Source organism: Mesorhizobium sp. M7A.F.Ca.MR.148.00.0.0, assembly GCF_003997735.1.
GTDB lineage: Bacteria > Pseudomonadota > Alphaproteobacteria > Rhizobiales > Rhizobiaceae > Mesorhizobium.
Genome location: NZ_RZTB01000155.1, coordinates 1 through 10,340 on the forward strand (window position 1 = coordinate 1; position 10,340 = coordinate 10,340).

The following is a 10,340-nucleotide window of genomic DNA, read 5'->3' on the forward strand; positions in this document are numbered from 1 at the left end:
GGCTGTGAAGGCTGGACGCGCCGCCAGTGGCGGCGGCGACTACTTCACTTTGAAGAAATTTGCCGACGAGGACGACAGCATCGAGCTGGCCGATCCATACACCTCGTCCTCCCCCTCCGGTTATCCCGGCCTCGCCTTCCTACCCAACCAGCAGGCGGAAGTCGATGCCTTCAACGCCGCGCTGAAGGATTATATCGGCTCCGACGAGATGATGGAGATGGTCGGCAAATATGGCTACGGCAAAACCAACCTGCCGGACGGTACCACGACAGCGGAACTCTGCAAGGACTAGATCTGGCGGAATTCACGTTCATGAACCTCACTCGCCTCCCCGGCTTGACGCCGGGGGGGGGCGTCCAGCGGGAGGGCACAGACGTGAAGGAACTCGCGCTCGGCTTCAGCGTCCGCGGCTGGCTAGAGGCGTTGCGATCACCCTGATCGTGACCCTCGGGGCATCTCTCGCGGCGATCGTGCAGGGCTGATTGTCGGCCTGATCCGGGTCTCGCCCCGTTGGCCGCCACGCTGGTTGGGATATATCGAATTGTTCCGCGGAACGTCGATGGGGATACCGTTCAGGAGCAGCCAAGTGCCCAATTCAACCGTAGTCAATCCCTGGGAATGGTCTGAAAGCCATGGCGGCGGCGCGTAAACAAAGTCAGAGCGGGCAAGGCACTAAGACCAACGTGGCCCGACGGCAAACGCTGTGCCTTCGCTATCTCGTTCGACGTCGATCACGAGTCGAACGAATTGCGCAGGGGAGGGCAGTCCCTGTGTAGATTATCCTGGGGTCAATACGGGAGCCGACGGGAGATGCCTCGGGTTTTGGAGCTCCTAGGAAAATTCGACGTACCAGCGAGCTTTTTCATTCCCGCTGTAATCGCTCAACTGTATCCAGACGAGCAAAGCGCGGTTGTCGGTGGAGGCCATGAAATCGGGATGCACGGCTGGATACATGAGCTGAACTCCGAACTGAGCGTGGAGAGCGAGCGTTCTTTGATGATGAGGAGCGCCGACGTCCTTGAAAAAATCGCTTCAAAACGCCCGACGGATCCGAACTCCATCGTGGGACTATTCCGACGCACTCTCCAAATTATACTTGAGAGGCGATTGACATACGACACATCACTTATGGCCTATGATAGTTGCTATGAGTTTCTGGAAGACGAAAAACCAACAGGAGTCATTGAGTTACCAGTAGAGTGGATTCGAGACGATGCAACTTATCTTTGGATGAGTCCTGATGATTCGTTGCGACCAAACATGTCTCTCGACGCGATACTATCTGTATTCATTCGAGAGTTTGAAGGGGCGTATCAAGACGCCGAATTATTCCAGCTAACTCTGCATCCGCACGTGATCGGATATCGCTCAAGGGTCTGGATCGTAGAAGAACTAGTTCGATGCGCTAAAGCAAAAGGCGACGTTTGGTTCGCCACTCATCATCAGGTAGCGAAGCATGCGGCCTCATGCCTCTGAACACATGCAAGCAAAATCTGCAATGCCGGCCTGCTGCAAGAGGAACCCGACCAGTTTTTGGTGAAACGCCCAAGCATGGACGAAATTAATGTCAAAGAACATCTCCTTCGACCGCCACGTTACGTCCAGCGACCGTCAGGGCACCTTGGGCGGCCAGCTTTCGCAGTGGAAGAGCTGGTTCTGGAGCAATGCCGTGCCGGCGGACGAACAGACTGACGTGACGCCTGGCTCGTAGGTTTCGTTGACGATGGCCACCTTCTCGGCGGCCATCCAGCGGGGGCGTCGTGCCGTGTCGCTCAAGGCTCTTAACCCCCAATTTGGCAAATGATTTGGATTATCCGACCAGTTTAGTTCCGATCCGCAGCAGCAAGTCGTCTTCTTTATGCACGAGGCAAGAAAACGCCGGTGTTCTGCGTTCATCAGTGGTGATTTGCGCAAAGGCGGCCCGTATTGCTACTACATTCGCGAAAACGGTTACTGATTAACAAGAGATCGAGTATTGGCTGAGGGCACTGAGATGGACCACTTGCGGATTGGCATACTCTACCCTTCCGACGGAGTTCACGACCGCGAGTTCTGGCAGTTCGCCCCGCCTCATGCGACGATGCACGTGACAAGGATATTTTTTCCAGAAACCCCGGCCACCACGCTCGTCAATGATGGCGACCTTGACCAAGCCGCGCAGCTCTTGCGGCCCATTGGACCCGCGGCGATCGCTTACGCATGCACCTCGGCCAGCTTTGAAAAAGGGCACGCAGGTGATCGCTCAATCATCGACAGGATTTCTCGCGCCGCTAACGCACCGGGGACATCAACGTCCAGCGCCCTGGTGGCTGCCTGCCGCAGTCTAGGCGTGCGCAAGCTTGCGCTTGGTGCGCCTTATCTTCCGGAAACAACCGCACAGTTTGTGCGCTACCTCGCAGAAGCCGGGCTGGAGCCGCTGTCCAGCCGCAGCCTTGGACTGGAGGGAGGAATAGGCGAGCTCGAATCCGAGGGTATTGTGCGACTCGCCAACGAGGTCGATGTCCCTCAGGCTGAGGCCATCGTCCTTGCTTGTACGAACCTTGTGACATACTCTGCCATCTCAGCGCTCGAGCGTGCTCTCGACAAGCCCGTGATCACCGCCAACCAGGCGACCGTGTGGCATGCCTGCCGGATCGGTGGTTACCGAGGGACCGAAGGGGTCGGGCGGCTTTGGAGTGTCGATGCGATTGAAAATCCTATCGGGATGTCTTAATAGCAGGAGTCCCAGTTGAAACTTTGTCGAGTTCAAATCTGACTTTTAGACGATCGCGTTGCGCTGGCGGCCCACTGTGCCTCCCGCCAGTGGTTGGTCCGCCCGGCGAATCGGCCCGAACGGCTATCCGGCTCGGGGCGGCTTTCTGCCGCCCGTTCCACTTCGCGGCGCATGTGAGCCGGCGGCGAGTTGGGGTGGAGCACGAGATCACGACAGGAACTGGAGCAATTGCGGTCGCCGAGCGGCAGGATATCGTCTATCGGGAAGCCCAGAAGGCAAGTGCGCCGCACCCTCGGCCAAGGCCGCGACCGGAAGGTCTGGCTTCCGAGCAGCGCCACGTTTTAGAAGCGACGACGCCGCCGCTATTTTGTTATTCGGTGCCGACGTTCAACGGCCATCGCATCCATACGGCTGCGGTTATGCTCGTGACGTGAGGGCTGTCCGGCCTCGTGGTGCACGGATAGAGACGTCCAGCCCAGCAAAATACTTCATGGCATCCTTCGTGATGATTTGTGGCGATTTACATCGATCACGTTTTCACGACAGGAGCAGCCGCCCTCATTTCAGCTCGGGGGCTGATCCCAATCACCCCACTGTTGAAGAAAAGTCGCGCGTTTGGCTTTGGCTCGTCGCGGTTGTGACAGTAACGTGATCGCAATCGAACCGTCGCCGGCCAATTCGGCATGGTGTAGTCCGTGACTTCGTTCATCCGTCGTTCGCCATAACCTGTCTGATAGCCTAGCGACCAATCGATTGACAAGATCCGCCTGTGTTGAGCAGTACTGGGTTCGCCTGGCAGGATCAGCTTTACGGATCGACCAAGGTTGGTTCCGTGCCGCACGCTACCGTCTGGCTGTCGGCCTCGCCGTCCGGTTACGACTGGACGGGTTCCACGAGGCGCTACCCAGCAGGTCGGCGAGCCCGGATCGAAAAGGCGGTTCTTTCGATCCAGTGTCGGTTGCCCGAGTGCACCCCGCGTTGATTCGGTGAATCGAGGGAGGATCGTAATCCTCGGCCCATCCGTGGCGTCGGCGTGGTTGGGGTGGTGGGTCGGCCAGCGCGTCGAGTATTTGGTAGAAGCGGTGGATTCCGCCGCAATCCTCCGCCGGAGCACTTCTCGCGTCGCAGACGTTCGATTGTGTCGATGATCGGCCCAGGCGTCGGCCGTCGCAGCCGATGAGGGCAAGACGAGCGATCCTGCAATCCCGGCCAACTTCGCGGCGATATCGGTCGACCCATTTGCGAACCGTCCGCGGCCAGACGCCTGCGGCTTCGGCGACGGCCTCCGGCGTATGCCCGCTCTCGACCTGCCTTACAATTCGCTCTCGACCGAGTGGCGTCAGCCGGGCATTCTTATGGATGTTCATCGGTCCTCCGAGAATCCCTGAAGCTTCGACAACCACAGCTTTCCCTGTCCGGACCTGATGGACAACCTATGGAAAGCTCATGGCTACACCTGCGCTCCCGACTCCTGCTCACGCAGAACCGCCGGTCGGTTGGTTACAAAATCGCTTTCTCTTCATCAGTCCCGTTTTTCGAATTAGGGCCGGACTTCAGTCTCAACGAAGGAAAAATTCGGAGGCGTCTCCATTTTTGCAGGAGAAGGGCTTTGAAGTTTGTAATTGCGCTGTCGATCGCCGCTGTTGGGCCGGTAGTTTGATGTAATCGAACGCTCGACCTGGAGTCAAAGATGGAAGGCACCGCAAGCGCTGCACTGGAGGGCCTCAGACGGCCCGACCTTCTGCAAAAACGCTCTCATGTTAATGGCACTTGGCTCTCGAAGCCGGAAACGCTCGCAGTGGTGGATCCTGCTACCGGAGAAGAGTTGGCTCAGGTAGCAGCCTGCGAAATGGCAGATGTGGACGATGCGGTCTTTTTCGCGAGAACGGCATTCCTGAGATGGCGCGACAAACTTCCTTCAGAACGGGGCGCATACCTGCGGATGTGGGCGACCGGGATGCGCGAAAACGCGGAAGACCTGGCCGTGATCATGACCGCGGAGCAAGGCAAACCGATCGCCGAGGCTCGCGGCGAAATTTCCTATGCTTTCCTATGCCGCCAGCTTTCTTGACTGGTTTGCAGCGGAGGGCGAGCGGGCCTACGGCGAAACCATCCCCAGCCATCTGCCCGGAAGTCGATTAACCGTACAGATGCAGCCCATCGGAGTGACGGTCGCTATCACGCCATGGAACTTTCCATCGGCGATGATTACCAGAAAGGCTGGGGCCGCGCTGGCGGCTGGCTGCACCATGATCGTGAAGCCAGCCCCAGAAACGCCTCTTTCGGCGCTTGCGCTTGCCCGTCTTGCCGAGGAAGCGGGCATCCCCGCAGGCGTCTTTCAGGTGATCACAGGCGAAGCTCCGCCACTTGCCAAGCGGCTGTTGGAGCATAACGACGTGCGGGCATTCTCTTTTACGGGCTCGACCGAGGTCGGCCGGATCCTGCTCGAGCAGTCTGCAAGGACTGTGAAGAAAGCTTCACTCGAACTTGGCGGCAATGCTCCCTTCATCCTTTTCAATGACGCGCCAATGGAAGCCGCGGTCGCGGGCTGCATGGCAGCCAAGTTCGCTACATCCGGCCAGGACTGTCTGGCAGCGAACAGGATTTACGTTCAGCTGCGAGTCTATGATCGTTTTGTAGAAGATTTCGCCCAGGCCACGAGAAAACTGAAAGTCGGGCACGGGTTGGAGCTTGGGATCGACATTGGTCCGATGACCAGGTCGTCCGTCGCCGAAAAATGCAGGCAGCAGATCTCCGAGGCCCTTTCGGCCGGGGCTCGAATGGTAGCCGGGGCCAAGGATAACCCTCTTGGTGGGAACTTCGTGATGCCGACCGTGCTCGCCGATGTGACCGACGACATGCGGGTCGCCAAAGAGGAGACCTTCGGGCCTGTGGCTGCGATCCTGCCTTTTGACAACGAAGAGGAGGTGCTTGCACGCGCCAACAATTCGGAGATGGGGCTTGCCGCGTATATTTACACTCGAGACCTTAACCGCGCGATGCGGCTCACCGACCGGCTCGAATACGGCATGGTTGCGGTCAACACCTCAAAATTCACTGGGGCGCCCATCCCGTTCGGCGGGTGGAAGCAGTCCGGCCTTGGCCGGGAAGGCTCCAGGCACGGTCTCGCCGAGTATCTGGAACCAAAATACACGTGCGTTGGAAATCTTGCGGCTTGAGAGGATGTGCCCAATGACGATCAATATCAGGGAAATTGGCGAAAAGGACAGAAGCAGCGTCCTGCATCCATTCACCCAGCTCAAGGATTTCGCTACCGGCAAGCTTGGTGAGCCGACGATCGTAGAGACTGGCAAGGGCATCCGCATCAAGGATGCGCATGGCATCGAGCTCATCGACGGATTCGCTGGCCTCTATTGCGTTAACGTCGGCTATGGCCGCACCGATATCGCTGAGGCGATTTCTCGCCAAGCTTACCGTCTCGCCTATTATCATTCCTACGCCGCACACACGACCGACGAACTCGCAATTTTGTCTGACCGCCTAGTGAAGATGGCGCCCGGCAAGATGAGCAAGTCTTCTACGGCATGTCTGGCTCCGACGCGAACGAGACGCAGGCCAAGCTCGTCTGGTACTACAACAATCTTCGCGGCAAGCCGAACAAGAAAAAGATCATATCGCGCGAGCGCGGCTATCATGGCTGCAGTGTCATGTCCGGCTCGATGACAGGAATGAGCTTCTATCATGACCACATGGACCTTCCGCTGCCGCAAGTTCTCCATACCGGCGTACCCCACTTCTACTGGGGAGCTGAGCCAGGTGAGCCAGAGCAGGAATTTTCAATGCGTCGCGCGGCCGAGCTGGATTATCTCATCCAGCGGGAAGGGCCGGATAGCGTGGGTGCATTCATCGGAGAACCAGTCCTGAGGACTGGTGGTATCACACCTCCTCCCGCTGGCTACTGGGAGGCGATTCAGTCAGTCCTCGAAAAACACGACGTCCTGTTGATCGCGGATGAAGTGATTACAGGCTTTGGCCGTACCGGTTCGATGTTCCGCTGTCAGCACTATGGGATTCAGCCTGATCTCATCACCGTCGCCAAAGGCCTCACGTCGGCGTATTTCCCGCTGTCCGGTGCCATCGTGGGCGAGAAGGTCTATGAAGTGCTTGAAGCAGGGGCCGACCGCGTCGGAGCATTCTCGCATGGTTACACCTATTCCGGTCACCCGATCGGAGCCGCTGCTGCGAACGCGGTTCTCGATATAGTTGAACGAGAAAACCTTCCAGGCAATGCGCGCGAAGTCGGAGGCTATTTTCAAAGGCAACTCAAGATGACCTTTGCGCAGCTTCCCATCGTCGGTGAAGTGCGTGGGGTCGGGCTTATGGGAGCGATTGAGTTTGTCGCCGACCGGGAAAGGAAAGTTGGGTTCGACCCAAGTCTCAAGGTCGGCGCGCGCATCTCCAAGGCTGCTCGCGATCGGGGTCTTATCGCACGAGCCATGCCGCATGGGGATATTCTGGGCTTTGCACCTCCGCTAGTTACGTCCAAGGAGGAAGTCGATGAGATCGTTTCCATTTCCGAAGCTGCGGTGAGCGCGGTCATGGACGAGCTGGTCCGGGAAGGGCACAACATCTAAAAACAAATGGATGGCGAAAATCCCTCAGGCTGTGAGTACCAGGAAGCAGGCCAGTTTGATTGATCCTGCGCGCTCAACGGCACTTAGCCGAGTGCTTTACAAAGCCGTGGCGCCCAGTGAATTGAAAGAGGATATCTCAATTGCGTGCACCACCAGAACTTCATGCGGGCGAAGCGCGCGTGGCGATGACCCGGGAGAGCGCGGTTCTGCTGCAAGCCTCTCCCACGAGCTTTGTGCAGAGCGTTGACCAGAATTTCCGACATGCGATGAAGTTTCTCGATCTGCCCGAGGGGCTGGCCGAGCGAATCATCCAGTGCAACTCGACCTACACGGTGCGGTTCGGTGTGAGACTGCGCAGCCGCATGTACAGCTTCATCGGCTGGCGCTCGGTGCACAGCGAACATTGCGAGCCAGTCAAAGGCGGTATCCGGTTCGCGCTTGATGCCGATGCCGAGGAAGTGGAGGCGCTCGCGGCGCTGATGACGCTCAAATGCGCGCTAGTCGATGTGCCATTCGGAGGCTCGAAGGGCGCGCTCAAGATCGACCCGCGCGAATGGGCTCCGCAAGAGCTCGAACGCATCACCCGGCGCTTCACACAGGAACTCACAAAGCGCGGTCTGATCGGTCCCGGCCTCAATGTGCCGGCTCCGGACGTGGGCACGAGCGAGCGGGAAATGGCCTGGATGGCAGACGAGTTCCGCAGGGCCAATCCTGTGGATGTGATCAACGCGCGCGCCTGCGTGACGGGGAAGCCGCTCTCCAAGGGTGGGATTGCGGGACGGACCGAAGCGACGGGGAGGGGCGTGCAATTCGCCATTCAGAGCTATCTCCGCGATCCGCGTACCGGGGGAATAGTTGGACGGCGGGACCTCAAGGGAGCGTCCGTCATTGTCCAGGGATTTGGCAATGTCGGCTACCACGCTGCCAAATTCCTCTCCGAGGAAGATGGCGCGCGCGTCACGGTCGTTGCCGAACGCGACGGATATGTCGCTAACCCCGAAGGTCTTCCCGTCGAGGCGCTGAAGCAGCATCAGTTGCGTACAGGCAGCATTCTCGGCTTTGCCGGCGCCAAATCTTTCGCGGGCGACATGACGGGCCTGGAAGAGCCCTGCGACATCCTCATCCCCGCCGCGATGGAGAATGCCATTCACATCGACAACGCCGAGCGCATCAAAGCGCATCTCATTGTCGAAGCCGCTAATGGCCCGATCACCTTCGAGGCCGATCAGGTGCTGCGCTCCCGAGGCGTGACGATCCTCCCCGATCTTTATGTCAACGCGGGCGGGGTTGTGGTGAGCTATTTTGAATGGGTGAAGAACCTGACCCACATTCCATTCGGCTTAATGGAAAGACGGCGGCGAGAGCGACGTAACCAGACGATCGCCACAGCGCTCGAGCGCATGACAGGCAATACGTTTCCCGCCGATATGCGTGATGAATTTCTTGAAGGAGGCGCCGAGATTGATCTGGTTCGGTCCGGCCTCGAGGACGTCATGCGGAGCACTTGGGCACGTATCGCCGAGCTCCTTGAGGAGCAGCCGGAACTCGGCGACTACAGGACAGCCGCCTATGTCGCGTCCATTCGACAGATCGCCGGCGCTTATGAGGCCTTAGGGATCTGAGCGTCATCGAGCACAACCGAGTGTCGTCAGAAATCAAAAGACATCATTGTTGCCACGCGGAGCGGTCTCTTCCCATTTTAGCATGCTGGGGGGTTTCCATTGCCGCGCAGACCTGCTGGGGCTGCAGTCATTCCGCGTCCTTAGAACGACGCTCCCGCGCGTGTTGACTAATCCCGTGGAGTACGTTGCGAGGAATCTCTGACCTTACTAGAAACTCGCCGGAAATATGCGTGGACGGGGCAAAACGCGGATTTTCTGCGCAGATGGGCATTATTAGCGGTAAGTGGCCATTTTACGCTGCTACATTTACGAAGCGGGCACTGAGCGTCCGGCATCAAGGATAGCGGAAAATCGCGGGGGGCTGAGGATATAATGTCGATGTGGGGCTACTTTCCGTTTGATCGCCTTAGGCCAGTTTGATGGCTAACGCTGTAGCGGCGGGCAGCACGAGCCGGCGCCTTGGGAGCATCCTTGTCAGGGCGGTCGTCACGCTTCTGATGGTGGCGATCCTCAACTTTATCCTGTTCAGAGTCATTCCGGGCGATCCTTCCGCGCTTCTGCTTAGTGGGGCACGCATCAGCGTGACCCCTGAGCAAATCGAGGCGCAGCGCCAAAGCTGGGGCCTCGATCGGCCGCTGTTCCCTGATCAGGTGGTCGACTACTTGTCGGCAACTCTCCGTGGCGATTTCGGCTACAGCTTTAAGTTCAGGGGCCAGCGCGTCGCTGACCTGATCCTGGAGCGGTTGCCGGCCACCATTGCCCTGGTCGGCCTAGCCCAATTCATCGCTATCCTATCCGGGGTTATGCTTGGTCTATATGCGGGTTGGCGCAGGGGAGGAGCCGTGGACCATATCGCCACTGGCGCCTCTCTGGCGCTCTACTCGACGCCATCTTTCTGGCTTGGGATGCTCTTGGTGGTGATCTTCAGTACGTCATTGGGCTGGCTTCCGGGCTACGGTGCATACTCTCCCGGCGCGATCACCGGCTCCCTTGGTTCATTGCTCGATTACCTGCGGCATCTGGCGCTTCCGGTCACCGCGGTGGCCCTTGGACTGATCGGTCAATACGTCGTGGTCGCTCGTGCCGCAATGAGCGACGTAGTCACCGAGGACTATATGGTGACGGCACGGGCCAAAGGGCTGACCAATGGTCAGATGCTGATGCGGCATGCATTTCGCAACGCAATGCTGCCGGTCGTAACTTTAATCACCCTCAATCTCGGCTACGTAGTTGCCGGTGCCATCACTGTCGAAGCTGTCTTCGCCTGGCCGGGGATCGGCGGACTGACGGTCGAGGCGCTCAATGCACGGGACTACCCGGTCCTTCAGGGCATATTCCTATTGCTTGGTGCGTCGATCGTCATCGCGAACCTCGTAGCCGATCTTGCTTACGGCCTTCTCGATCCAAGAG

General features: G+C 58.5%; 7 protein-coding genes and 3 pseudogenes. 9 read left to right on the top strand and 1 reads right to left on the bottom strand.

The features are described from left to right. The 5 genes and pseudogenes from EOB49_RS30730 to EOB49_RS30745 form a co-directional block, all read left to right on the top strand. A pseudogene (locus tag EOB49_RS30730) lies at positions 1-292 on the top strand (ectoine/hydroxyectoine ABC transporter substrate-binding protein EhuB); the annotation flags it as partial. Between the two features lie 518 nt (positions 293-810). Then, the gene (locus tag EOB49_RS30735; protein ID WP_245472897.1) at positions 811-1,476 is read left to right on the top strand and encodes a polysaccharide deacetylase family protein; all 666 of its coding nucleotides are present in this window, start codon (positions 811-813) and stop codon (positions 1,474-1,476) included. An 88-nt stretch (positions 1,477-1,564) separates the two neighbouring features. Next, positions 1,565-1,711: a hypothetical protein gene (locus tag EOB49_RS36645; RefSeq protein ID WP_164781865.1), complete on the top strand. Its 147-nt coding sequence runs from the start codon at positions 1,565-1,567 to the stop codon at positions 1,709-1,711. Positions 1,712-1,993: 282 nt separating this feature from the next. After that, positions 1,994-2,713 (top strand): aspartate/glutamate racemase family protein, encoded by a 720-nt coding sequence (locus EOB49_RS30740; RefSeq protein ID WP_127383198.1) that lies wholly within the window; start codon positions 1,994-1,996, stop codon positions 2,711-2,713. 194 nt (positions 2,714-2,907) lie between these two features. Then, positions 2,908-3,147, top strand: coding sequence for a hypothetical protein (locus EOB49_RS30745; RefSeq protein ID WP_127383199.1), 240 nt, complete (start codon positions 2,908-2,910; stop codon positions 3,145-3,147). 408 nt (positions 3,148-3,555) lie between these two features. Here the strand turns inward: EOB49_RS30745 and EOB49_RS30750 are convergent, their stop codons facing one another. After that, positions 3,556-4,080, bottom strand: a complete 525-nt coding sequence (locus tag EOB49_RS30750) for a leucine zipper domain-containing protein (RefSeq protein ID WP_127383200.1) — start codon at positions 4,078-4,080, stop codon at positions 3,556-3,558. Between the two features lie 323 nt (positions 4,081-4,403). Here EOB49_RS30750 and EOB49_RS30755 point away from each other — a divergent pair. From EOB49_RS30755 to EOB49_RS30770, 4 genes and pseudogenes are all read left to right on the top strand, one after another. Continuing rightward, a pseudogene (locus EOB49_RS30755) lies at positions 4,404-5,892 on the top strand (NAD-dependent succinate-semialdehyde dehydrogenase). Between the two features lie 13 nt (positions 5,893-5,905). After that, positions 5,906-7,308, top strand: a pseudogene (locus EOB49_RS30760) (aspartate aminotransferase family protein). A gap of 266 nt (positions 7,309-7,574) precedes the next feature. Beyond that, on the top strand, positions 7,575-8,930 hold the full coding sequence (locus EOB49_RS30765) for a Glu/Leu/Phe/Val dehydrogenase (protein ID WP_164781867.1): 1,356 nt from the start codon (positions 7,575-7,577) through the stop codon (positions 8,928-8,930). 419 nt (positions 8,931-9,349) lie between these two features. Beyond that, a partial coding sequence (locus tag EOB49_RS30770; RefSeq protein WP_164781866.1) for an ABC transporter permease occupies positions 9,350-10,340 on the top strand: 991 nt, incomplete at its 3' end.

Bases quoted from the DNA above. Each gene is read 5' to 3' on its own strand.
- EOB49_RS30750 (WP_127383200.1), bottom strand. From the start codon at position 4,080: ATGAACATCCATAAGAATGCCCGGCTGACGCCACTCGGTCGAGAGCGA.
- EOB49_RS36645 (WP_164781865.1), top strand. From the start codon at position 1,565: ATGTCAAAGAACATCTCCTTCGACCGCCACGTTACGTCCAGCGACCGT.
- EOB49_RS30765 (WP_164781867.1), top strand. From the start codon at position 7,575: ATGAAGTTTCTCGATCTGCCCGAGGGGCTGGCCGAGCGAATCATCCAG.
- EOB49_RS30735 (WP_245472897.1), top strand. From the start codon at position 811: ATGCCTCGGGTTTTGGAGCTCCTAGGAAAATTCGACGTACCAGCGAGC.
- EOB49_RS30740 (WP_127383198.1), top strand. From the start codon at position 1,994: ATGGACCACTTGCGGATTGGCATACTCTACCCTTCCGACGGAGTTCAC.